The sequence below is a fragment of the Micromonospora sp. PTRAS2 genome, assembly GCF_054052245.1.
This window is the reverse complement of sequence record NZ_JBSWBU010000015.1, coordinates 88,185-109,358: the sequence shown is the minus strand read 5'-3', so window position 1 is coordinate 109,358 and position 21,174 is coordinate 88,185. Positions and strand designations below refer to the sequence as shown.

General features: G+C 69.8%; 25 protein-coding genes and 2 tRNA genes. 9 read left to right on the top strand and 18 right to left on the bottom strand.

What is annotated here, in order from left to right; genetic code table 11:
- Positions 1-465 precede the first annotated feature (465 nt).
- The gene (locus ACVMYR_RS29630; RefSeq protein ID WP_077938703.1) at positions 466-693 is read left to right on the top strand and encodes a hypothetical protein; all 228 of its coding nucleotides are present in this window, start codon (positions 466-468) and stop codon (positions 691-693) included.
- An 18-nt stretch (positions 694-711) separates the two neighbouring features.
- Here the strand turns inward: ACVMYR_RS29630 and ACVMYR_RS29625 are convergent, their stop codons facing one another.
- The 6 genes from ACVMYR_RS29625 to ACVMYR_RS29600 form a co-directional block, all read right to left on the bottom strand.
- Positions 712-1,509, bottom strand: coding sequence for a carbon-nitrogen hydrolase family protein (locus tag ACVMYR_RS29625; RefSeq protein ID WP_077938702.1), 798 nt, complete (start codon positions 1,507-1,509; stop codon positions 712-714).
- An 88-nt stretch (positions 1,510-1,597) separates the two neighbouring features.
- Positions 1,598-2,893, bottom strand: coding sequence for an ATP-dependent Clp protease ATP-binding subunit ClpX (gene clpX, locus ACVMYR_RS29620; RefSeq protein ID WP_043966350.1), 1,296 nt, complete (start codon positions 2,891-2,893; stop codon positions 1,598-1,600).
- A 208-nt stretch (positions 2,894-3,101) separates the two neighbouring features.
- A complete protein-coding gene (locus ACVMYR_RS29615) occupies positions 3,102-3,764 on the bottom strand; it encodes an ATP-dependent Clp protease proteolytic subunit (protein WP_043966349.1) in 663 nt (220 codons plus the stop codon).
- A 14-nt stretch (positions 3,765-3,778) separates the two neighbouring features.
- Complete coding sequence (locus ACVMYR_RS29610; protein WP_043966346.1) at positions 3,779-4,420, bottom strand: ATP-dependent Clp protease proteolytic subunit; 642 nt, start codon at positions 4,418-4,420, stop codon at positions 3,779-3,781.
- A gap of 171 nt (positions 4,421-4,591) precedes the next feature.
- A complete protein-coding gene (gene tig, locus ACVMYR_RS29605; RefSeq protein WP_077938701.1) occupies positions 4,592-5,944 on the bottom strand; it encodes a trigger factor in 1,353 nt (450 codons plus the stop codon).
- A gap of 145 nt (positions 5,945-6,089) precedes the next feature.
- Positions 6,090-6,163: transfer RNA gene (locus tag ACVMYR_RS29600), tRNA-Pro, on the bottom strand.
- Positions 6,164-6,378: 215 nt separating this feature from the next.
- On the opposite strand from ACVMYR_RS29600, the gene ACVMYR_RS29595 reads away from it, so the two are divergent.
- Positions 6,379-6,452, top strand: a tRNA-Gly gene (locus ACVMYR_RS29595).
- Positions 6,453-6,505: 53 nt separating this feature from the next.
- Here the strand turns inward: ACVMYR_RS29595 and ACVMYR_RS29590 are convergent.
- Positions 6,506-7,063 (bottom strand): tyrosine-type recombinase/integrase, encoded by a 558-nt coding sequence (locus ACVMYR_RS29590; RefSeq protein WP_457123373.1) that lies wholly within the window; start codon positions 7,061-7,063, stop codon positions 6,506-6,508.
- Positions 7,064-8,012: 949 nt separating this feature from the next.
- Between ACVMYR_RS29590 and ACVMYR_RS29585 the strand changes: the two genes are divergently transcribed.
- Together ACVMYR_RS29585 and ACVMYR_RS29580 are read left to right on the top strand one after the other, a co-directional pair.
- Positions 8,013-8,342: a hypothetical protein gene (locus ACVMYR_RS29585; protein ID WP_077938700.1), complete on the top strand. Its 330-nt coding sequence runs from the start codon at positions 8,013-8,015 to the stop codon at positions 8,340-8,342.
- A gap of 1,508 nt (positions 8,343-9,850) precedes the next feature.
- The gene (locus ACVMYR_RS29580) at positions 9,851-10,318 is read left to right on the top strand and encodes a hypothetical protein (protein ID WP_457123372.1); all 468 of its coding nucleotides are present in this window, start codon (positions 9,851-9,853) and stop codon (positions 10,316-10,318) included.
- Positions 10,319-10,346: 28 nt separating this feature from the next.
- On the opposite strand, the gene ACVMYR_RS29575 is transcribed toward ACVMYR_RS29580, so the two are convergent.
- The 6 genes from ACVMYR_RS29575 to ACVMYR_RS29550 form a co-directional block, all read right to left on the bottom strand.
- Positions 10,347-10,829 (bottom strand): hypothetical protein, encoded by a 483-nt coding sequence (locus tag ACVMYR_RS29575; RefSeq protein WP_457123371.1) that lies wholly within the window; start codon positions 10,827-10,829, stop codon positions 10,347-10,349.
- A gap of 81 nt (positions 10,830-10,910) precedes the next feature.
- Positions 10,911-11,198, bottom strand: a complete 288-nt coding sequence (locus tag ACVMYR_RS29570) for a hypothetical protein (protein ID WP_198956645.1) — start codon at positions 11,196-11,198, stop codon at positions 10,911-10,913.
- Between the two features lie 114 nt (positions 11,199-11,312).
- On the bottom strand, positions 11,313-11,804 hold the full coding sequence (locus ACVMYR_RS29565) for a hypothetical protein (protein ID WP_457123370.1): 492 nt from the start codon (positions 11,802-11,804) through the stop codon (positions 11,313-11,315).
- 314 nt (positions 11,805-12,118) lie between these two features.
- Positions 12,119-13,030: an AAA family ATPase gene (locus tag ACVMYR_RS29560; protein WP_457123369.1), complete on the bottom strand. Its 912-nt coding sequence runs from the start codon at positions 13,028-13,030 to the stop codon at positions 12,119-12,121.
- A gap of 68 nt (positions 13,031-13,098) precedes the next feature.
- Positions 13,099-13,410: a hypothetical protein gene (locus ACVMYR_RS29555; protein WP_144082706.1), complete on the bottom strand. Its 312-nt coding sequence runs from the start codon at positions 13,408-13,410 to the stop codon at positions 13,099-13,101.
- Entirely contained in the window at positions 13,403-13,762 is a 360-nt protein-coding gene (locus ACVMYR_RS29550) for a DivIVA domain-containing protein (RefSeq protein WP_457123368.1), read from the bottom strand. Before ACVMYR_RS29550 ends, ACVMYR_RS29555 begins: the two co-directional genes overlap by 8 nt.
- A gap of 197 nt (positions 13,763-13,959) precedes the next feature.
- Here ACVMYR_RS29550 and ACVMYR_RS29545 point away from each other — a divergent pair, with 197 nt between their 5' ends.
- The gene (locus ACVMYR_RS29545; protein ID WP_077938693.1) at positions 13,960-14,181 is read left to right on the top strand and encodes a winged helix-turn-helix domain-containing protein; all 222 of its coding nucleotides are present in this window, start codon (positions 13,960-13,962) and stop codon (positions 14,179-14,181) included.
- A gap of 466 nt (positions 14,182-14,647) precedes the next feature.
- On the opposite strand, the gene ACVMYR_RS29540 is transcribed toward ACVMYR_RS29545, so the two are convergent.
- The gene (locus tag ACVMYR_RS29540; RefSeq protein WP_431897797.1) at positions 14,648-14,920 is read right to left on the bottom strand and encodes a PIN domain-containing protein; all 273 of its coding nucleotides are present in this window, start codon (positions 14,918-14,920) and stop codon (positions 14,648-14,650) included.
- Between the two features lie 34 nt (positions 14,921-14,954).
- Positions 14,955-15,179, bottom strand: coding sequence for an RICIN domain-containing protein (locus tag ACVMYR_RS29535; protein ID WP_457123377.1), 225 nt, complete (start codon positions 15,177-15,179; stop codon positions 14,955-14,957).
- 321 nt (positions 15,180-15,500) lie between these two features.
- Between ACVMYR_RS29535 and ACVMYR_RS29530 the strand changes: the two genes are divergently transcribed.
- Positions 15,501-16,001, top strand: a complete 501-nt coding sequence (locus tag ACVMYR_RS29530) for an anthrone oxygenase family protein (RefSeq protein ID WP_077938691.1) — start codon at positions 15,501-15,503, stop codon at positions 15,999-16,001.
- An 84-nt stretch (positions 16,002-16,085) separates the two neighbouring features.
- Here ACVMYR_RS29530 and ACVMYR_RS29525 read toward each other — a convergent pair whose 3' ends face one another.
- On the bottom strand, positions 16,086-17,522 hold the full coding sequence (locus ACVMYR_RS29525) for an RICIN domain-containing protein (protein ID WP_457123367.1): 1,437 nt from the start codon (positions 17,520-17,522) through the stop codon (positions 16,086-16,088).
- Between the two features lie 178 nt (positions 17,523-17,700).
- On the opposite strand from ACVMYR_RS29525, the gene ACVMYR_RS29520 reads away from it, so the two are divergent.
- On the top strand, positions 17,701-18,138 hold the full coding sequence (locus ACVMYR_RS29520; protein WP_096761680.1) for a hypothetical protein: 438 nt from the start codon (positions 17,701-17,703) through the stop codon (positions 18,136-18,138).
- 19 nt (positions 18,139-18,157) lie between these two features.
- On the opposite strand, the gene ACVMYR_RS29515 is transcribed toward ACVMYR_RS29520, so the two are convergent.
- A complete protein-coding gene (locus ACVMYR_RS29515) occupies positions 18,158-18,907 on the bottom strand; it encodes a cellulose binding domain-containing protein (protein WP_357752419.1) in 750 nt (249 codons plus the stop codon).
- 244 nt (positions 18,908-19,151) lie between these two features.
- Positions 19,152-19,622, bottom strand: a complete 471-nt coding sequence (locus tag ACVMYR_RS29510) for a MarR family winged helix-turn-helix transcriptional regulator (RefSeq protein ID WP_077938689.1) — start codon at positions 19,620-19,622, stop codon at positions 19,152-19,154.
- A gap of 110 nt (positions 19,623-19,732) precedes the next feature.
- Here ACVMYR_RS29510 and ACVMYR_RS29505 point away from each other — a divergent pair, with 110 nt between their 5' ends.
- A complete protein-coding gene (locus ACVMYR_RS29505) occupies positions 19,733-20,296 on the top strand; it encodes a YceI family protein (protein WP_043966316.1) in 564 nt (187 codons plus the stop codon).
- 41 nt (positions 20,297-20,337) lie between these two features.
- Positions 20,338-21,102 (top strand): pirin family protein, encoded by a 765-nt coding sequence (locus ACVMYR_RS29500; protein WP_431897803.1) that lies wholly within the window; start codon positions 20,338-20,340, stop codon positions 21,100-21,102.
- The last annotated feature ends 72 nt before the right edge of the window (positions 21,103-21,174 follow it).

The following is a 21,174-nucleotide window of genomic DNA, read 5'->3' as shown; positions in this document are numbered from 1 at the left end:
GAGCCCTACACTGTAGGGCTGCCTTCCGGGGCAACCTCTCTAACTTACCCGATCTCATCTTCGCCGTCAACCCTGTTCCCAAGGTTTGCGCTCAGATTCACTCGGACCCACGGCGACGCACGCCGAAGAACGGCGGTCGTTTCTGTCGTGGAGGGCCGCAGACCGGCCGATCGCCGCTTCGCGGCCACCCGCCCGGCTCCTGCCGGCCTCAGCACTCTACCCGGTCGGCTTCGCGATCGCAACCCCGTCTCACCGGAGTCGCCCCGCACCGCCCGGACCAGCCTCGCTCGGCGTCTCCGCCGCGAGCCTGTGCCCGCTCTCAGCCGGTTTGTCCGGCCTCCCGCGTGCAGAGAGAAAGTTACGCGTACGGCCTCGGGAAGGCAAATCAACGCCTGTCACTGTCCTGACGGAAAGGGCCCCGCCACGCACACCGGAATCGCGCCCGCGCATGTCAGAGTGTCTGGCATGGATGACGCCCTCCCCCGCCAGGCGACGCCCCTCGCCGAAGAAGCCCTGCTCGGACTGCTGCTGCCGTTCTGGCAGCTGGTCATCGGCGCCGTGGTGGTGGCCGTCATCCTGCTCTCCGTGGGCCGGCTGGCGCGGCGTGGACGCTCGCGGATGTCCGCCGCGCTGCTCATCACGGCCACCGCCATCGCCGGGCTCACCGTGCTGGGGGTACTCCTGCAGAGCTGACCCGCGGGCCCGGACGCTTCAGAGCCGGCGGTTCGCCAGGCTGGGCAGCTCGGTGCGAATGGTCCGGAGGCGGTCCAGGTCCAAGTCGACGACGGTGAGACCGGGGCCGTCCGGCACCTGGCCGAGGACCGTCCCCCACGGGTCGACGACCATGCTCCGGCCGAAGCAGGTGCGCCCCGGCTCGTGGTCGCCGGTCTGACCGGCGGCGGCGACGAAGCACTGGTTCTCGATGGCCCGCGCCCGCAACAGGACCTCCCAGTGGTCGCGCCCGGTGTGCACCATGAACGCGGCCGGCACCACCAGCAGCGTGGCACCCCCATCCGTGGCCAGGTGCCGGTACAGCTCCGGGAACCGGAGGTCGTAGCAGATCGACAAGCCGACCCGGACGCCCTCGACGTCGACCACCACCGGCTTGTCCCCCGGCGCCACCGTCGCCGACTCCAGGTATGACACCCGGCCGGGGATCTCCACGTCGTACAGGTGGATCTTGCGGTAGGTCCCGGCGAGCGCGCCCGTGCGGTCGAAGAGCAGGGAGGTGTTCCAGGTGTGATCCCGGTCCGGGCCCGCCTCGTGGAACGACCCGGCGTGCACCCAGATGCCGAGCCGCCGGGCGACGTCGGCGAAGAACCGACCCACCGTGCCGTCCACCGGCTCGGGCGCCGGCATCCCGGCTGCGGTGCCGAGATAGTCGACATACTCCGGGAGGACCGCCAGGTCCGCGCCGGCCGCTGCGGCCCGGATCAACAAGGCCTCCGCGGCCGCGAGATTGGCGGCCCGGTCGTCGCGGGAGTTCAGCTGGCAGACGGCGACGCGCATGACCCTCAGCGTACGGCTGGCGGGGCCCCCGCGACAGCCTCCACCGCCGGCGGAGGGGTCGTGGACCCTCCCCGCCGGACGGGGAGGGTCAGGCGGACTTCTCCTCGCGGTCCCGGCGGGCCCGGCGGCCGGTGAACTCGCGCGGCACGATCGTGGGGTTGACGTTCTCCAGGACCACCTCGCGGGTGATCAGCACCCGGGCGGCGTCGGGGTTGCTCGGCACCTCGTACATCACGGAGAGCAGGACCTCCTCCATGATGGCGCGCAGGCCACGGGCGCCCGTGCCGCGCAGCATCGCCTGGTCGGCGATGGCCTCCAGGGCCGGCGGCTCGAACTCCAGCTCCACGCCGTCGAGCTCGAAGAGACGCTGGTATTGCTTCACGAGGGCGTTGCGCGGCTCGGTGAGGATCCGCACGAGGGCGGACCGGTCGAGGCTGCGGACGTTGGTGATCACCGGAAGCCGGCCGATGAACTCGGGGATCAGGCCGAACTTCAGCATGTCCTCGGGCATGACCTGACTGAAGATGTCGTCGGTCGACCGCTCGGAGACCGAGCGGAGCCGCGCGCCGAAGCCCGTCCCGCCGTGGCCCGTGCGGGCCTCGATGATCTGGTCGAGGCCGGCGAAGGCGCCACCGCAGATGAACAGCACGTTGGTGGTGTCGATCTGGATGAACTCCTGGTGCGGGTGCTTGCGCCCGCCCTGCGGCGGCACGTTGGCCACCGTGCCTTCGAGCATCTTCAGCAGCGCCTGCTGGACGCCCTCGCCGGAGACGTCCCGCGTGATCGACGGGTTCTCCGACTTACGGGCGATCTTGTCGACCTCGTCGATGTAGATGATGCCGGTCTCGGCGCGCTTGATGTCGTAGTCTGCGGCCTGGATCAGCTTGAGGAGGATGTTCTCCACGTCCTCGCCCACGTAACCCGCCTCGGTGAGGGCGGTGGCGTCCGCGATCGCGAAGGGGACGTTCAGCATCCGGGCGAGGGTCTGCGCGAGGTGGGTCTTGCCGCACCCGGTCGGCCCGAGCAGCAGGATGTTGGACTTGGCCAGCTCGACGGCGTCACTGCCGGAACCCGGCGCGCCGGCCGCCTCGGCCTGGATCCGCTTGTAGTGGTTGTAGACGGCGACCGCGAGCGCCTTCTTGGCCTGGTCCTGGCCGACCACGTAGTTGTCGAGGAACTGGCAGATCTCCATCGGCTTGGGAAGCTCTTCCCACTTCACCTCGCCGGACTCGGCCAGCTCCTCCTCGATGATCTCGTTGCAGAGATCGATGCACTCGTCGCAGATGTAGACCCCGGGGCCCGCGATGAGCTTTTTCACCTGCTTCTGCGACTTGCCGCAGAAGGAGCATTTGAGTAGGTCGCCGCCGTCACCGATCCGTGCCACCTACGTTCTCCCTGCACTCATCGGCCGGTGCACCGGCCATGACCTGCGGACGCTGCGCTCCGTCCGTCTCCGTTCGCTCGCCGGACCGTCCCGACGCAGCGGTACGGGCCCGACGTTACCCGCTGGCGGGGGTTTCTCCGACCCCCAAATCGGGCGTGTCAGAGGTCGGCCGGCAAAGCGCCTGGCCGACCTCTGACCCATGCTCGTCTCAGCTGGCCGCGTTGGCGGCGAGGAGCCCCTTCTTGCGGCTGGTGAGGATCGTGTCCACCAGCCCGTACTCCTTGGACTCCTCGGCCGTCATGATCTTGTCACGGTCGATGTCCTTGCGGACCTTCTCCACCGGCTGGTTGCAGTGCCGGGCGAGCATCTCCTCCAGCTGCGTCCGCATCCGCAGGATCTCCCGGGCCTGGATCTCGATGTCCGAGCCCTGCCCGTAGCCGCCCTCCGTGGCCGGCTGGTGGATGATGATCCGCGAGTTCGGCAGCGCCATGCGCTTGCCCGGCGTGCCGGCGGAGAGCAGCACCGCGGCGGCACTGGCCGCCTGGCCCAGGCAGACCGTCGAGATGTCCGGCCGGACGTACTGCATCGTGTCGTAGATCGCCGTCATCGCGGTGAACGAGCCACCCGGCGAGTTGATGTACATGATGATGTCGCGGTCGGGGTCGGTGCCCTCGAGCGTCAGCAGCTGCGCCATCACGTCGTTGGCGGACGCGTCGTCCACCTGGACACCGAGGAAGATGATCCGGTCCTCGAAGAGCTTGTTGTACGGGTTGGACTCCTTCACCCCGTACGACGTGCGCTCGACGAACGACGGCAGGACGTAGCGGTTGTGCACGGCCGCGAACTGGGGCGGCAGGCTCAGGTCGGTCATCGTCAGCTCCTCGGTCAGCTCAGGGTCCCGGCGCCCGCCGGAACCTGCACGGCTCCGGTGATCACCTTGTCGATGAAGCCGTAGTCCGTCGCCTCCTGGGCGGTGAACCAGCGGTCACGGTCCGAGTCCGCCTCGATCTGGGCGAAAGTCTGGCCGGTGTGGAAGGCCACCCGCTCCTGGAACATCCGCTTCGTGTAGAGCATCTGCTCCGCCTGGATGGCGATGTCCGACGCGGTGCCGCCCATGCCGCCGGACGGCTGGTGCATCATGATCCGGGCGTGCGGCAGGGCGTAGCGCTTGCCCTTGGTGCCCGCGCAGAGCAGCAGCTGCCCCATCGAGGCGGCCATGCCCATCGCGACCGTGGAGACGTCGTTGTCGATGTACTGCATCGTGTCGTAGATCGCCATGCCGGAGTAGACCGAGCCACCGGGCGAGTTGATCCAGAGGTAGATGTCCCGGTCCGGGTCCTCCGCAGCGAGCAGCAGCAGCTGCGCGCAGATGCGGTTGGCCACCTGGTCGTTCACCTCGCTGCCCAGGAAGATGATGCGCTCCCTGAGCAACCGGTTGTAGACCGAGTCGTCGAGGTTGCCAATGTTCTCGCCACCGCGGGCATCGATCGCCCGGAGCGGCTTCGCTGGGATGTGCATGTCGGTCATGGCAGCCCTTCGCTCTCCGTACCGTCCTACCCGACACTAACCGCTCGCCCGGGCGGCAGAGTCCCGGTCGGGGCGCTTTTCGCTCTCAGCGCAGCCCCTTCGGGACGTACCCGGAAAAGGGCTTGGGCCGCCGCCCACCGCAACCGGTGGACGGCGGCCGCACCCGAGGTGTCAGTGCTCGTGGTCGTGGTCGTGCGCCTCTTCGCCCTCGGCGCGGATGGCGTCGAGGCTCACCTCGTTGCCCGCGGTGTCCTTGATCTTGATGCGCTCCATCACCGAGGCCAGCGCCTTGCCGCGCCGCACGTCACCGAAGACGGCCGCCGCCGAGCCCGAGCGGACCAGCTGGTCGTAGTACTGCTGCGGGGGCATCCCGGCGCGCTGCGCGCGGTGGACGATCTCGTGGCCGAACTCGTCGTCGGAGACCTGGACCTCCTCGGCGTCGGCCAGGGTGTCCAGCAGCAGCTGGATCTTGACGCCGTCGGTCGCCGCCTCGTTGAGCTCGGCGTCGATCTGCTCCTCGGTCTTCTCCTCGGCCGCGAGGTATTCCTCCAGGGAGGCGCCGATCCGCTCCAGCTGGTCGATCATGGCCTGCTTGCGGCCCTCGACCTCCTCGCGCACGACGCCCTCCGGCGCCGGCACCCCGGCGGCCTCGACGAGCTGCTCCAGGGCCTTGTCGCGGGCGGCGTAGATCTGCTCGACCCGCTTGCCCCGGGTGACCCGCTCGCGCACGTCGGCGCGCAGCTCCTCGATGGTGTCGAACTCGCTCGCCATCTGGGCGAAGTCGTCGTCCAGCTCCGGCAGCTCCTTCTCCTTGACCGTGCGCACGGTCACCGCCACCTCGGCGTCCCGGCCGGCGAAGTCGCCGCCGACGAGCTGGGTGGTGAAGGTGGTGCTCTCGCCGGCGGCGAGGCCGACGAGGGCCTCGTCCAGCCCCGGCAGGAGCTGCTTGCTGCCGACCTCGTGGGAGATGTTGGTCGCCGAGCCGCCCGGGACGTCCTCGCCGTCGACCGTGGCGTTCAGGTCGATCTGCACGTAGTCGCCCTCGGCGGCGGCCCGCTCGACGGTCTTCAGGGTGGCGAACCGCTCGCGCAGGTTCTTCACCTGCTCCTCGATCTCGCTGTCGTCGATCTGGAGCTCGTCGACGGTGACCTCGATCGAGTCGAGCTCCGGCAGGGTGATCTCGGGCCGGACGTCCACCTCGGCGGTGAAGTTGAGGGAGTCGCCGTCGTTGAACTCGGTGATCTCGACCTCGGGGCGACCGAGGGTCTTCAGGTCGTGCTCGCGGACCGCGGCGAGGATGTTCTGCGGGATGGCCTCCTGCACCGCCTCGTTGAGGACGGTGCCCCGGCCCACCCGCTGGTCGATCACGGCGGCCGGCACCTTGCCCCGCCGGAAGCCGGGCACCTGCACCTGCGAACCGATCTCCCGGTACGCCTTCTTGAGGCTCGGCTCGAGCTCGACGAACGGCACCTCGATGGCGAGCCGCACGCGCGTCGGGCTCAGAGTCTCGACGGTGCTCTTCACAGGCGTACTCCTTGACGGATCTCAGTTGAGTCTGGGCGTGATTCAGCCCATCGAGTGTAGGCGAGCCGACGCGGCCCCTCGGCAGCGCCCGGGGCACCAGGTGGGAACCGGCGGCTCCCAGGGGTGCCCCGGCCGCGGACGACAGTCGGGGTGGCGGGATTTGAACCCACGGCCCCTCGCTCCCAAAGCGAGTGCGCTACCAAGCTGCGCCACACCCCGTGGCGACGAGAAGTGTATGCCGTCGAGGCGCGGCGGGGGTGCCGGGGCCGGACGCGCCGCGTCCGCGCCGCCATATCGGCGACATGGCGGTGTCCCGGGGCGCGGATACCACCACCTCCCCGGCATGACGTGGATCATGGGTACGCGCGGACAGGATGCGCGCCGAACCCGGGCACCGGGTAGGCTGTCGGCGCACCCCGTGCACCGGGGCGCACGCGGGCGTAGCTCAATGGCAGAGCTTCAGTCTTCCAAACTGACGGTGCGGGTTCGATTCCCGTCGCCCGCTCCACACCCTCCGGCCCAGGTCAGCGGCACACTCGCCGAGCCTGGGCCGTTCTCGTTCTAGCCCTTACCGATCTTGCGTGCCATTGGCGTGCCAGTAGCGCCGGCCGTGCCGTCCGAGGCGAGTTCGCGTACCGGCCGCTCGGCCTTTCCGCCCTTGGTCGGCTTCTGCTTCGCCGACTTGTCGCTGCCCTTCGCCTTGCCCTTCGTCGACTTGGCCTTGCCCGGTGCCGCCGCCCGCTTCGCCTGCTTGGCGATGCGGCGATCCATGCCGGCCGCGATCTCCCGATCCCGCTCGCTGTTCGCGTGCTGGTAGACCAGCGCCGCCCGCATGCTCGCGTGACCCATCCGATGCATCAGGTCCCGCGTGCTGGCCCCGGTCGCCGCCGCCAGGTTGTTGCCCGTGTGCCGCAGGTCGTGGAAGTGGAACCCCTCCGGCATGCCGGCCGCCCGCAGCGCCGCCGCCCAGCCGACCGCCCGACGGAAGTTGCCGGAACGCAGCACCGCACCCTTGTCTCCCGTGAAGACCAGCTCCTCCGGCGTTGTCCGGTGGGGTGGTGGGGCCGGCAGCCGGCCGGGCCGCGCGGCCAGTAGTCCGCGCGGCGTGGGGGAGCGCACGCCGGCCGCGTCGGCGGCTGCCGGGTCGGTGGCGGGGTTGCGGCTACTGCGCCTCCGGCGGGGGCGCTCCGGCTCCAGGATGGCCGGGGGTCCGCCGGCGGCTCGCGGTCCGTGGGCGGTGGCGGTGGGGAGCCATCCCGCCCACCGTCGACCCGGGGCGAGCCGAGCAGACCACCGCCCGACCCGCCAGCGTCCGTACGAGCCGTCAAGGCCGTCTTGACGTAGCGGGCCGGGCGGCGGCCCGCTCCCCAGGGGGCGGGTCGACGGCAGACGGGATGGCAAACGGGTGCGGTCTGTGGGGGTGCCCGATGCAAGCTCCTAGACAATCGCGTCGTACGAGTGGAATGCTCTGGATCATGGCTGACACCAGAAAGGTCCATGGGGCGTAAGCGTCCAGGCGCTTTGCGTGCCCTCGGCAGAGTGCCTGAGCAGGAACTCGCCGCCCGCATCCGGCTACCGGACATGCCACCCAGGGTGGCCACGGAGCTTCGACGCCGCAGGTTGGATCGGGCGTTCGCGTCGGCATACCGATCGTGGCGATCGTTCGTCTACAAACCCGGCGCGCAAAGTTCGGACAACCCGTGCTACGGCTGCCCGTGTTGTGACCCTAGCGATCCACGTGACCGGCTTGAGTGGGTCTTGAATTCGATGCCTACGTGGTCTCGCGGTGGGCTAATCCGGCTCGTTGCTCCCCTAGACCGTCAGTACCGAGCAATCACCTGGCCGGACCCGACCGCACCGCAGGCCTGGCCGTGGTGGTGGCGACGTGTTCGCTGAGGGACGGCGCTCCAGTTGGGTAACCAGCTGGGTGACGACGGGCACGAGCAAGGTCGGACGACCGTGGACTCTGGCGGACCGTTGGCGCAGCACCGCCGGTCCGCTTGCACAGCTCAGCGGCGGCCGGTCATTCCTTCACCCCGAAGCGGTCTTGGTCAGGAACAATGCTCCAGTGGGCTGGGATGAGTTCCTCTGGCATGTGGACCATCGGCTAGGTATGTATGTCGGACGGCCAAGGTACGAGCGAGCGTTCTCGGCGCTGACAGGGTTCGACCTCGCGCGTGGCCGGGGCGAGCTGGCAGAGTTCCAAGGGTGGATGTCCGTCCGCCACCGTGGCAGCAGCCTTGCCTTCTGGTCGCTGGTGTTGGTGGAGACCTTCGGTGAGGGTGCGACCGAGGACAGCCTTGCTAGCGATGACGACCACACGCGGGCCATCTCGAACCTCTGCCGGCTCCTCCGCGAGTTCCTTGGGCAGCAAGTGTCGATTGCCGACCAACGCTAAGCGGCGATGGCCCTGTTGCTGTTGACAGCATCGGTGACAGCAACAGGGCCGAACAGCGCGAGCCGAAGTTGGTCGGCGACGGATCAGCGCCCGACGTCAGAGACGTGCGCGGACATGCCCGGACGGAGCGCCCAGAACTTACAAGCGAGAGGTCGGAGCCCGTCGAGCAACGACGTACTGGCCTGCCGCGAGGCCAAGTACGGTTCCTATGGAGGTCGGAACTGCAGCGAGGACCAGGACGAGGGCGTCCCCGGCGGCGCTGTGGTACGACGAGCGCAGCCAGGTTCCGGCATAGAAACCCAGCAGTACAAGAGCAGCCCACCAGAGCGCACGCTCGCGGAATGCTGCAACCGCGCCGACTGCCAGTCCTGAACCACCGAGGCTGGCGACCATGATGAGGGCAGCGGCAGGAGCACGTTCGATCGACCCGCCTGCACCGGCCGCTGCCAACCCTGACAGCACCCCAAGTCCAAGGGGCAGTCCGCCCGCCAACCAACGCCTGTCGAGTCGCACGGTCAGAACGGTAGCAACAGATGGCAGGTACGCCGGGTGGCTTACTGAGTGACGGGACATCCGGCTTCAACCCACCACTGCCGAATCACTCTCTTCAGGATCAAGGCGCCGCGCAAGCGCGGCGCGTTGGCCGCGCACTGGCCTGCTGGCGGCCTCCGGCCGGCATCGGCCGCGCGTGGCCAACCATGGCTCGTCCTACGCCTGGGGAGCAATGATCGCGGCCTCTATGCGCAGTCCAACGCCGACGAGCACCAAGAGGCCAGCGAGGACGTGAGGTTCCGTCCGCCCTGAGTCGCTCAACGCGGTGAGCGCGGAGATCAGCAAGCCCGCCAGCGATGACGCAGTGCCTACTACTCGTCTGGTAGCGGCTCGCCGGGATCGAAGGTCCACTGCGGGACCGTACCGGAGAGCGGACCTCGAAACTGTCCGCATGGCGACTGACCACCGACTTGCGGTCGTGACGATCGCGGGGCGGTCATCCACCGCCGAGGTTAGGGCGATCGGCTGCCGCGCCGCTTCGCGGCTTGCCACCAGGTACCGGGGTCCAGGCGCGCTGGGAGCCGGCGACACGGCTTACCGCCCCCGGCCCGAGAGGCCGGGGGCGGTAAGCCGCACGCCGCCGGACAGTCGCGCGCCCACCGCGCAGCCGTGCCAGCCACGTGCCAGTAGCCGGTGTCCCAGACGGTCCCCAGCGGTCATGACCGGGCACCACGACCCGGCTGCTGACCAGGCGATCCGGGCAGATCATGACAGCCGAGAACGATCTTCCAAACTGACGGTGCGGGTTCGATTCCCGTCGCCCGCTCCACCGCCTCCGGCCAGATCAGCGAGACGGGCGCTGCACCCGGGCCGTTCTCGTCCCGGCCTCTTCATGCGCTTGCGTGTCATCAGCGCGGCCGGGGCGGTCGCGTGTCCGACCCTCGTCTCGAGCACAGACACGTCGGCGAGCGGCTTTGACGTCGGAGTGTCAGACTGCGGTGTCAGCCTCTTGAGGCATGAAGCCGCTCGCCGTGCACCGAGCCGAGGTCGGCATCCTTTACGGCCACTTCGTCCTACGAGACGCGTGGTGCGATGCCGGCGACGACGGGGAGTCGTACAGAGATTCACACAATCAGGTGGCCGGTGCATCCACGTACCGACTCACCGTACGAGCGCTCTCGGACCCGCTCGACGTAGGACTCGAACTGCGGACATGGGACGTCGAGCCCGAACCGGATGGCGGCTCGTGGGACGGATGCCGACAGCTTGAGTTGCACTGCCCCACCGGGGCGTTGCTCGTCGAGGTGATCACCGCCGGAGCGGCGGCAGAGATCACGCTGCCGCCAGGGGCGGGGGTCTACGGCGTCCGGGTCCACCGCAGCGGGCGCGACGACTACCAGAGGTTCCTCATCGACCTCTGGTGGCAGACACCGCTGCCGTTAGACGACGATGACGAGGACTTCTGCGACGAGGCGGTCGCTTGACGCCGTCAGGGGACGCGAGCCCCGACGCTCATGGCCTGGCCACCACCTGGACAATGCTGCCGCCGCTCACCGTCTTGTCGCCGTCCCCCGAGGAGGTGACCAGGTTGTAGCAACCCGGCCGGGCATCGACACCGATCACGATGGTGCTGACGGGTCGCTCGTCGGGCACGCCGGATGGCCGAATCGGTACAGCCTCGAAGGTGACCAGCCCTGGAATGATTCGGGTGTCCTCCGTCGCGGCCTTGAGATCGCCCACTGTGGTGAACGGACCTGTCAGGCGCGCGGTCAACTCGAACCCTGTCGAGGCTGCGCCCGGTTGCTCCGGTGACTCGACAGTCCAGTGCACGGTCAAGGTCTCCCCCGCCTGGTACGACTTGTCGACGTCCTGAGCCTCGCAGCAGGTGTAGGTCACCGGTGCGGCGGCCTCTGCGGGGCCCGACGCCCCGGGGCCGCAGGCCGCCAGGAACGGCATGACCGCGCAGGCAAGCAGGCGGGCCCGCGACACGTTCATGTGCAGGAGGGTAGGCCACGATCGCCAGCCCACACGCCCACCGTCACAGACCGGAGCCGAGTCGTCCGAGGTGCTGGAGAGTCATGGGTTCCTCAGCGGCTGTTCGGTGGGAGACTGCCCGGGACCGGCGACTCCGCCGCGCACTCGCCGCTTCGGGTCTCCAGGGGACGGTAGGGGCACCATCCGTTCCTCGTGCACCTTGATCTCTGTGCGGAATCGATGAGCGGCTGGATGCCAGATCTCCTCGAACGGTCCCATGACGTTGTCCCCGATACCTCGGCGACGAACCCTGGCCGCCAGCCATGCGAGAAGGCCCAGGATGGCCGTCAACGAACCACCAACCAGCGCGATCGCCAGAAGCTCGGCCACCGACCCAGGCTAGTCCGTGTCGGGCACCGTGTCAGGTACCTGCCAACAACGGCACCCAGGACGGTCGCCCAGGGGCACCAACGGTCGTAGGCTTCCGGCTCTGACTCGTCCCATTCACCGCTGTTCCAACTCGTCAGTGATCTCGACCAGTATCGCAGCGACAGTCGCGGGGTCCCACACCATGTGAAGATGGCGGCCGTCCAGGATCCGAGCCGGCCATTCCCGGTTCTCCACTTCCCGAAGCTCATTGGCGTACGTGGCACCGAAGGCCACGTAGCCGGCTGGGTTCGTCGCCCAACCGGCGGGGACATCCACCTCCGCGGTGAGGTAGTCCCAGGGCACCCGGCGCTGGTCAGCCTCGACCCGCCGCCGGGTCTGCTGGTCCGGGAACAGGGCGGCGACGTCCTCTTCCGGCCACCACTCGCTCCACAGCGGCAGCAGGCCATCGGCACCGACCCGATCCCGGAGCGTCGCGATCAGCCCCGCCGGTGCGACCGGTATGCGATCGCTCTCCGGCGGCAGCACGGCGTCGAGAAACACGGTTGCCCGCACCGGGCGCGAAGCGTCGAGCGCGGGTACGTACAGGCCGGCGTTGCTGTTCGGCACCAGGACCCGCCGAGCCTGGGCACGGCGTTGTCCAGTGCGCGTAGCACCTCGTCGGGTGAGAACAGCGGATCCCGTGGGAGCGAGGGAACGATGACGTCGTACCCACGCGCCGTGAGTGCGGAGGCGACTGGAGCCCACACCACCGGGCCGAGAAACGGGCTCGACAGCAGTACGAAGGTTCGCCCCATCGTTCACCTCTACCACAACACGTCACCCCTTGCTCGCCGCCGAGTCACCTCCCGGCGCGCACCCGATCCCCTACCCGGATCGGAGCTCCGGCACCTGGCGGGATGGCGGAAGCCGCCCGTTGCCGGCTACCCGAGCAGGGCGACGGCTGCTGCCACGACCGTCTCGATGACCGGAGCCGCGTCGTCCGACGTGTCGACTTCGACGACGGCGTCGACGCCCTCCGGCGGCACGAAGATCGACCGTTTCAGCTCGCCCCGCTGAAACAGGGCCAGAAGCTGCTGGCCGACGGCCCCGCCCCCGGCCGCCCGGGCAACGAGTCGCCGGCCGATGACCGCCTCCCGGGCGACGACGTGCACGGCCAGCACGCGGGCGTCACCCGCGAGCAGCACGCCCAGCAACTGGTGGGACAGCACCGAGGACTCGACGACGAAGCTCACCCCGGAGGCCGCGAGCAGTCGGGCTGCGTCGACCATCACGGCCTCGGCCCGGAGGCTGACGGGGCCACCGGCGAGGTGGAAGTCCCCGTCGAGGCGTACCCGACCGTCCTCGCCGACGGAGGCGGAGGAGAGGCCGAGACCTGCCTTGATCTCGTCGCGGGTCAGGAACGGGATGCCGAGGTGGCCAGCCGTCGCGGAGGCGACGGTCGTCTTCCCCGCCCCCGGGCACCCGCATACCGCGATCACCACCGGCCGTTCCCGCACTGGCATCCGCCGATCCTGACAGATCAGGACGTCGCCGCGCCGAGCCCCCACCGTCGGGGGCGAGCCCGTCGGCGCAGGGCCGTCGACCCACCACACCCCTATCCCGGTACGGCGGGTCGCGCTGGCCGGCGGCGGCATGTTCCTTCTCCGGCGGGCGTTGAGCGTGGCCGGCTGCGGGGCCTGGCGTTCCCGCAGCGTCACCAGGCCCGCGGGCTGGACGAATAGCTCGCGGCTGGCGACCGCGCGGCCCTTGTCGTCCAGCTGGTAGCCCCGAAGCCACACCCAACCGTGGTACGTGACCAACTCGGTCAGCACCTTGATCACGCGGAAGGTCATCGGCTCCACGAACTGGACAGACGCCTTCCGGGTGACCAGGATGACGTCCCCCGGCGAAGGGACCTGGCTCACGACGACGGGAGGCCGTCGGCGGCCCCGGGCTCCGGAACCTGTCGGCCGCGCTCCGGGACCGCCCACATCTCCAGCGGCCTGCCGCACCACCCCACGAACCGATCCGTGATCTCGGCGGTGCTCAGGCCGTCGATCTCCCGGTGGGCGTCGCGCAGGTACGGGCTCATGTAGCGCTCAAGCGCCCGTACGTTGCAGTGGCACAGCTCCTTGAGCTGCCGCTTGCGGACGAGGCACGGCCAGGGCTCGCCGCAGACGAGGCAGTTCCAGTCCGGCCTCGACGGGCCGTGCATCGCCGGGTAGTCAGTCATCGTCCTGCCCGCCATCCGGTGGACGCCCCTTGTAGAGCGGCCACACGGGCGCACGCCTGTACTCACCGCGGCGCCGGGGTGCCCACAGCTCGCGAGGACGCCGGCACTCCGCTTGCAGCTCCAGCACGGTGGCCTGATGGCGGCGGGCCTCGTCCTGCGCGGCGACGGCCTCCCGGTAGAGCGTGTCCGTGTCGATCTCGACGCGGCGAAGGAAGGTCGCGACTGCTTCCGGGTCGAGCCCTCGCCGACCGAAGCGGGTCATCGGGAAGCGCTGCCAGCGGACCTCCACCGGCGTCAACAGGTGCCGGGTGGTCCGGTAGAGCCCGCCGCCCTCGTCGGTGCTCCGCTCCATGTGCCTCCGTCCCTCGCTGTCGACAGCGACGCGCGGCCCGACCGCCGAAACGGCCTGCCTTGGTGTGGCTGGTTGCATCGGGCCCGGTGCCTGCCGCAACTCCGCGCAGGTGGACAAGCGGGCAGGCACCGGACTCGTGCCCCTCCTAGGGGTGTCTGGAAGTGATCTACTCGGGGTTGCGACCCGAGGAGTTACGGATGACCCCGAAGTACGAGCGAGTGGCAGAGGCCATCCGCGAACAAATCCGCAGTGGCAAGTTCACCGTCGGCGACAAGCTGCCGTCGACGACCGAGCTCAAGGCCGAACATGGGGTTTCCTACGCTTCTGTTCGCAGTGCCATGTTGATCCTTCGAACTGAAGGCATCGTCGAAGGCCGCCAAGGCGAAGGCGTCTACGTCAAGGCCAAGCCGGCGGACTGACGGCCCTGGCTGCTGCACCGAGGAACATGATCGCGACCTGGGGCAGGCCGCCGCGCGGGGCCCGGGCGCAATCACAGCCCGAGACGTGGTCAAGGGAACCGCGCAAGCGTCGGCCCGCCCGCCCCATCAGGCCGGGCAAACCGCCCAAACGGGCGGTTGATCGACTTCATGTCGGGCAGGTGGGGGTATCCCCGTCCGATTGATACCGCCATGTCGCCGACATGAAGTCGATCAAACAGACGGGGGCCCGCCGGGCGGGCGCACTCGACCGTCACTGCTCAGGGCTGCCCTGGCGAGCACCGATCACGGCAGCGCCTGGTACGAGCCCCCGGCACGGTCCGCCAGGTGAACCCTGGTGCGAGGCGTCTTTCGCCCGTCCACGTCATCGGCAACGTGGTCAGCGCCAATGCACGATCGCGGAGGTGGTCGGTCGCCGCCGAGGTCAGGCCGGACCCGGTACGTGAAGTTACGACACGTCGAACAGGCGTAGGCCGTCGTACTCGGCGAAGTCCTTGCCGTTGAAGGTCGCCAGCGGAAGCCGGTCGGCCAGGCAGCAAGCCGCGATCCAGGAGTCGTTCGTCGGACGGGGACGCCCCCGATGCTGCGCCCGCGCCTGGAGCTGGCCCCAGGTAGTCGCCACCGCCTCATCGAAGGGCAGCAGCACCACGCCGGATCGCCACTGCGCAAGGTCGACCAGCTTGCGTGGCCCCCAACTCCGCAGCACGGTCCACTTGGTCAACTCCCCCAGCGTGACGAACGTGATGCACAGGGTCTTACCCGTCAGACGGGCACGAGGGCGGTCTTTTGGGGCAGGCGGCCCCGCAGAATCGCCGACGCGACGTCCGTGTCCAGGACGACAAGGCTCCGGTGCAGGCGTACTGCTGGATGTCCGCGCCGTCGCCGGTGCCGGCGTCGACCACGTCGAGGCACTTGCCGCTGTGCCGGGCCCGGAGCTGGAAGTGGTCGCCGGTCGCCGCCCACTGCCACCGGCAGCGGATCCCGTGGGAGCGAGGGAACGATGACGTCGTAGCCGCGCGCCGTGAGTGCGGGCGACGGGGTGGCAGAAGCCGACAGCGTGGGCTCTACTGCACAGTGATGAACCAGCGAGGTTGCTTCTCCTGTGCGAACAACGCCCGGTTCGACGAGCTGCCGCCGCGTGAGCTGACCTGGCCATCGACCGCCGGGGGCCGAACGTGTTCGGGTTCCCGGGGCAACCGGACGGCCACGTGGTGGACGCCGACGAGATGGACCGCCTGTCGAACGCCCTCGCCCGGTGGCTCTAGCCACCCGTGACACGACATCTGGGAGAGTTGGACACCATGCGACTTGCACAGCACGTGTCGCTGATCGCCGCCACCATCACCACCGGACTCATGGCAGGGCTGTTCGCCGCCTTCGCCTACGCGGTCATGCCCGCGCTGAAAGGGGCCGGGGACCGGACGTTCGTGGACACGATGCAGCGGATCAACGTGACCATAGTCAACGGCTGGTTCATGCCGGGCTTCCTGGGCGCACCGGTGTTCGCCACCCTGTCCGCTCTCCTGGCCTGGCGCGGAGAAGGCCGCCCAGCGCTGCCGTGGATCACCGGCGGGTTGGCCCTGTACCTGGCGATGTTCCTCATCACCATCGCCGTCAACGTACCGCTCAACGACAAGCTCGCGGCGGCCGGCGATCCCGGCCACAATGCCGACCTCGCAGCCGTACGGGGGCGCTTCGAATCCAGCTGGGTCATCTGGAACATCGTCCGCGCCCTGTGCAGCACGGCGGCGTTCGGCTGCCTCACCTGGGCTCTGCTCGTCTACGGCCGTACCGCCGATTGAGTCGGCAGCCGAGGCGGCTCACCCACGCCGACGGCCGGCACGACATCACCCGCACGCCCCATCCGTCACGCTCGGCGCGAGCCGTCAGGACGGGGTACGCGACCACTGCTGGTTGGTGGCACCGTTGCAGGCGTACTGCTGGATGTCCGCGCTGTCGCCGGTGCCGGCGTTGACCACGTCGAGGCACTTGCCGCTGTGCCGGGCCCGGAGCTGGAAGTAGTCGCCGGTCGCGGCCCACTGCCACTGCTGGTTGGTGCCGCTGCCGCAGGTGTACTGGATGATGTTGGCGCCGTCGGCGGTGGACGCGTTGGCGACGTCGAGGCATTTGCCGCTGTTGGCGTTGACGACGCGGAAGTAGCCGCCGCCGGCGTCCTGGAACTCCCACTTCTGGTTGCCGCCGCCGTTCCAGGTGTACTGCTTGACCTCGGCGTTGTTGGCCGTGGAGTAGCCCACCACGTCCATCACCCTGCCGCTGTGCCGGGCGGTGACGCGGTAGGAGGCGGGCGAGTTGCCGGTGACCGTCCCGGTGGCCGTGTCGATGGTGACGGACGGGTACCAGGTCAGGCTCATGCTGGTGCTGGACGGGAAGGTGATCGGCAGCCAGACGTACTGCGAGTCGCCGACGGGGCCACCCCAGGCGCCCGCCCAGCGGTCGCCCAGGTACAGGTAGCTGGTGGTGGAGGTGCCCTGGATGGGCAGCACGTAGGCCGGCTGGGAGCTGAACGTGCTGCTGTTGCCCACGTCGGTCCAGCCGCTCCACGGCCCGGAGATGCTCGGCGCGGTGGCGTACTTCGCCTGGTTGGGGCTCCAGCCCGTCGCTCCGGAGGTCAGCAGGAAGTACGTGCTGCCCCGCTTGAACATCGCGGGCGCCTCGCGGTGGGCGCCGTCCCAGAAGTTGCCCACGAGGGTGGCGACGTTCAGGTAGTCCGAGGTGAGCCGGTAGATGTGCAGGTCGTAGTTGTCGTCGGCGGCCGAGATCATGTACGCCGTACCGTTGTCGTTGTAGAGCGTGATGTCGCGGGACATGTGCTGTCCGAGCGGCCGGAAGCTGCCGTGGTAGGTGTAGTTGCCGTCCACGGTGGCCGACGAGGCCACGGCGGCCCGCGCCTCGTTGTAGTCGGAGCCGTTCTCCTTGTGCATCCACATCACGTACCGGCCGGTGCTGGCGTTGTAGATGACCTTCGGTCGCTCGATGTTGGCGCGCTGCAGTTCGGCGGCCGACGACTGGGTCAGCACGTTGTTGCGGAACTCCCAGGTGCGCAGGTCGGTGGAGCGGTAGACGGAGACCGCCCGGAAGGTGTTGTCGGCGTTGCGGTTCTCGCCGAACCAGTAGTAGTAGTCGCCGACCTTGAGGACACCGCCGCCGTGGGCGTGCACCACTGCGCCGCCCGTGTCGGTGAACTGGGTGCCGTTGGTGACGGTCACCGGCGCGGCCGTGGCCACGGTGGTCGGCCCGACCACCGTCGCGATGGCCACGGTGAGCGCCATTCCCAGCGACAGGAGACGTCCGCCTCTGCTCATCCGATCGTCCTTCCGTCGGTCAGGACGGCCGCGCCGACCTCGACATCCGCCGCAGGGCCCCGACGCCGCGACGCGGCCGAGACTGGGCTGCACGTGCATTAACCCATCGATGGTCACCCATGCGCAACAACTCGGTAACCGGAGTGTGGGACGCTCGCCGCCGGATTACCCTCGTGCCGTGCGGAAGCGGACACGCGTCGTCCTCGGACTGGTCACGGCCGCCGCGCTCGCCGCGCCGGTCGCCGTCGCCGGCGTCCACCTCACCCACCGCCGCGACGAGGACGGCTACCTGGCGTACCTCAAGGAGTACGGCGATCCGCACAGCGACGCCCCGGTGCCGGTGCTGCCGCCCGCCGCCGACCTGCTCGCCGAGGGCGACGCGGCCTGCGACTGGATGCGGGAGCAGCCGTACGCGCTGTGGCGGACCGCGCCGCGGTACCACTTCTTCGCCGTCTACGAGCGCTACCTGCAGCGCGTCGCGGGCCGCCCACCGCGTTGGGGCACCGGCCTTCCCGACATCAACATGGTGGTGGCGGGCGCCTGGGCGTACCTCTGCCCGGCCGACTGGGAGCTACGGCAGCCCCGGCGCCGCCCCTTCGCCCCCGAGCCGGACTGAACACTGACCGGGCTGACGGTTACCGGCCGCAGGTCAGCGTGGGGACGCCGGCCGCGCCGCTGGACCACACCATCATCCCGAACGTCGTCGAGGCGCCGGGCGCCAGCGTGCCGTTGTACGACGCGTTGCGGACGACGACGTCGGCCCCGCTGGTCTCCGCCACCCCGTTCCAGGCCGCCGAGATGCGCTCGTCGCCGGGCCACCGCCAGGACACCCGCCAGCCCTGGACCGGTTCGCCGCCGCTGGCGCGCACGGTGACCGTGGCGGTGAAGCCGCCGATCCACCGGTTGTCGACGGTGGCGGTCGCGGTGCACACCGACTGGTCGGTGGTGCGGGCGGGCCCACCGATGACGTACGGGTCCTTCTTGCCGTCAGGCTCGCTGAACCGGAACCAGTAGTCGGTGCCCGGGGTCAGCCCGCCGATGGTCACCGTCCCGTTGCGCTCGGGCCCGGTGAGTGCCTGGGCTGCGGGGTTGCGCCACTGCTCGGCGTCGGAGCGGCTGGTGAAAAGGAGGACCTGCATCGGCGGGTCGTAGCCGCAGGGCGGGCTGAGCAGCATCGTGTAGGTGATGGTCAGGCTCGTCGCGGTGGTCGCCGTCACCTGACCCCAGATCGGCAGGGCCGGCGGGCACGCCACGGTCGGGGTGGGGATCGGCGGCGCCGGGGTCTGCATCGGGGCGGGGGGCGCGGCGGCGGCGCCGGCCGCGCCGGCCCAGGTGGCCAGGGTCAGGGTCGCGGCGGCGAGCACCACGCCGGGCATGCGGAACATCCGTACCTCCTCGGATCGCGGGACGCGCCGACCGACTGGCGGGCAGCGGTCGGCGGCGGTCGCCGGGAGGGCGGCCCGGCGCCGGATGGCCCTGCCACCCCGCGCGCCTTCCCAGGCTGGTTCGGGGCTTCGCGCCGGCTCCCGGGCGCGCGACCCAGCGACAGCCTTCCATTCGATAAACGTCGATGCAATAAGCCGTTCCGGTCGGGCGCGGGCAGCCGTCAGGACAGCCGCGGGCGCGCGGTCAGGCCGGCCGGCGTTCGGCGTCCAGGCCGTCGACGACGCGGGTGGCGATGCGCTCCAGGGCGCGTACCTCGTCGGGGTCGAGCTGGTCGAAGACGAGCCGCCGGACGGTGTCGACGTGCGCGGGCGCGGCGGCTTCGATGGCCGCGCGGCCGGCGGCGGTGAGCACCACGAACGCGCCCCGGGCGTCCTGGGGGCACTCCTCGCGGTCGACCAGGCCCCGGCGCTGCATGCGACCGAGGTGGTGCGACAGGCGGCTCTGCTCCCACTGGAGGTCGCGTTGCAGCGCGAACGGGCGCAGCCGCCCGCCGGGGGCCTCGGCGAGCTGGACCAGCACGCCGTAGTCGGCGAAGGAGAGCCCGGAGTCGGCCTGCAACTGCCGACCCAGCCGCGCGGCCAGCTCGGCCTGCATGCGCAGGTACGCCCGCCAGGCGCGCTGCTGGTCGTCGTCGAGCCATCGGGTGCCGGTCATGACCCCAGCGTACCAGTGATGCATGACACGTCATGGACGGAATGAATGATGCGTCATGTAGGTTGAGGCCAACGTACATGACACATCATGAGACCCCGGAGGAGATCGAGATGAGCACCGCAACCGGCGCCGACCTGGCCCAGCTGACCGGCACCTACACCATCGACCCGAGCCACACCCGCATCGGGTTCGTCGCCCGGCACGCGATGGTGACCAAGGTGCGCGGCGCGTTCAACGAGTTCGAGGGCTCCGTCGCCTTCGACGCGGCCGACCCCGCCCGCACCGACGTGCGGGTGACCATCCAGGCCACGAGCATCGACACCCGCAACGCCCAGCGCGACGCGCACCTGCGCAGCAACGACTTCCTGGACATGGAGACCCACCCGGAGATCACCTTCGTCTCCACGGCGTTCCGGCAGACCGGCGAGGACACCTTCGACCTGACCGGCGACCTGACCGTCAAGGGCGTCACCAACCCCGTCACGATCCCCTTCACCTACGAGGGCGCGGCCAGCGACCCGTTCGGCAACCTGCGCCTCGGCTTCGAGGGCGCGGTGACGATCAACCGCAAGGACTACGGGGTGACCTGGAACGCGGCGCTGGAGACCGGCGGCGTGCTCGTCAGCGAGAAGATCACCCTGGAGTTCGAGGTCTCGGCGATCAAGAACGCCTGACCCCGCTCCCCCTCCCACCAGCGGCCTTGAGAGGACATCCCATGAGCGCCACGCTGACCCCCCGGGTGGACATCCGCCGGGCCGACGACCGGTACAAGACCGACATCGCCTGGCTCGACTCCAAGCACTCGTTCTCGTTCGGCAACCACTGGTCCCCCGACAACACCCACCACGGGCTGCTGCTGGTGAACAACGACGACGTGGTCCGGGCGGGCACCGGCTTCGAGACGCACCCGCACCGGGACATGGAGATCGTCACCTGGGTCCTCCAGGGGTCGCTGGTGCACCAGGACTCCACCGGCCACTCCGGCGTGATCTATCCGGGGCTGGCCCAGCGGATGAGCGCCGGCACCGGCATCCTGCACTCGGAGAAGAACGACTCGTGGCGGCTCGGCGGCGAGCGGCACACCGAGCCGGTGCACTTCGTGCAGATGTGGGTGGTGCCCGACGAGCCCGGCGTCACCCCCGGCTACGAGCAGCTGGAGATCGGCGACGAGCTGCTCACCGGCGGGCTCGTCCCGGTCGCGTCGGGGATGGACCGGCACGCCGACGCCGCGGCCATCCGGATCCGGAACCGGTACGCCGCCCTCTACGCGGCCCGGCTCCAGCCCGGCCAGAGCGTGCAGCTGCCCGAGGCGCCGTACCTGCACCTGTTCGTGCCCCGGGGCGCGGTGACCCTCGAAGGCTCGGGCGCGCTCGGCACCGCCGACGCGGTCCGCTTCACCGCCACCGGCGGGCAGCGGGTCACGGCCACCGAGCCGGCCGAGATCCTGGTCTGGGAGATGCACGCCACCGTCGCCGACTGAGCCGCCCGGCGGCGGCCACGGGACCGGTGTCCGGCCTGCGTACGATGCGGGGCCGGACATCGGCTCGTCCCG

Bases quoted from the DNA above. Each gene is read 5' to 3' on its own strand.
- ACVMYR_RS29500 (WP_431897803.1), top strand. From the start codon at position 20,338: ATGAGCGCCACGCTGACCCCCCGGGTGGACATCCGCCGGGCCGACGAC.
- ACVMYR_RS29580 (WP_457123372.1), top strand. From the start codon at position 9,851: ATGAAGCCGCTCGCCGTGCACCGAGCCGAGGTCGGCATCCTTTACGGC.
- ACVMYR_RS29610 (WP_043966346.1), bottom strand. From the start codon at position 4,420: ATGACCGACATGCACATCCCAGCGAAGCCGCTCCGGGCGATCGATGCC.
- ACVMYR_RS29560 (WP_457123369.1), bottom strand. From the start codon at position 13,030: ATGACCTTCCGCGTGATCAAGGTGCTGACCGAGTTGGTCACGTACCAC.
- ACVMYR_RS29545 (WP_077938693.1), top strand. From the start codon at position 13,960: ATGACCCCGAAGTACGAGCGAGTGGCAGAGGCCATCCGCGAACAAATC.
- ACVMYR_RS29525 (WP_457123367.1), bottom strand. From the start codon at position 17,522: ATGAGCAGAGGCGGACGTCTCCTGTCGCTGGGAATGGCGCTCACCGTG.
- ACVMYR_RS29625 (WP_077938702.1), bottom strand. From the start codon at position 1,509: ATGCGCGTCGCCGTCTGCCAGCTGAACTCCCGCGACGACCGGGCCGCC.
- ACVMYR_RS29510 (WP_077938689.1), bottom strand. From the start codon at position 19,622: ATGACCGGCACCCGATGGCTCGACGACGACCAGCAGCGCGCCTGGCGG.
- ACVMYR_RS29505 (WP_043966316.1), top strand. From the start codon at position 19,733: ATGAGCACCGCAACCGGCGCCGACCTGGCCCAGCTGACCGGCACCTAC.
- ACVMYR_RS29550 (WP_457123368.1), bottom strand. From the start codon at position 13,762: ATGGAGCGGAGCACCGACGAGGGCGGCGGGCTCTACCGGACCACCCGG.
- ACVMYR_RS29615 (WP_043966349.1), bottom strand. From the start codon at position 3,764: ATGACCGACCTGAGCCTGCCGCCCCAGTTCGCGGCCGTGCACAACCGC.
- ACVMYR_RS29515 (WP_357752419.1), bottom strand. From the start codon at position 18,907: ATGTTCCGCATGCCCGGCGTGGTGCTCGCCGCCGCGACCCTGACCCTG.
- ACVMYR_RS29575 (WP_457123371.1), bottom strand. From the start codon at position 10,829: ATGAACGTGTCGCGGGCCCGCCTGCTTGCCTGCGCGGTCATGCCGTTC.
- ACVMYR_RS29555 (WP_144082706.1), bottom strand. From the start codon at position 13,410: ATGACTGACTACCCGGCGATGCACGGCCCGTCGAGGCCGGACTGGAAC.
- ACVMYR_RS29530 (WP_077938691.1), top strand. From the start codon at position 15,501: ATGCGACTTGCACAGCACGTGTCGCTGATCGCCGCCACCATCACCACC.
- ACVMYR_RS29630 (WP_077938703.1), top strand. From the start codon at position 466: ATGGATGACGCCCTCCCCCGCCAGGCGACGCCCCTCGCCGAAGAAGCC.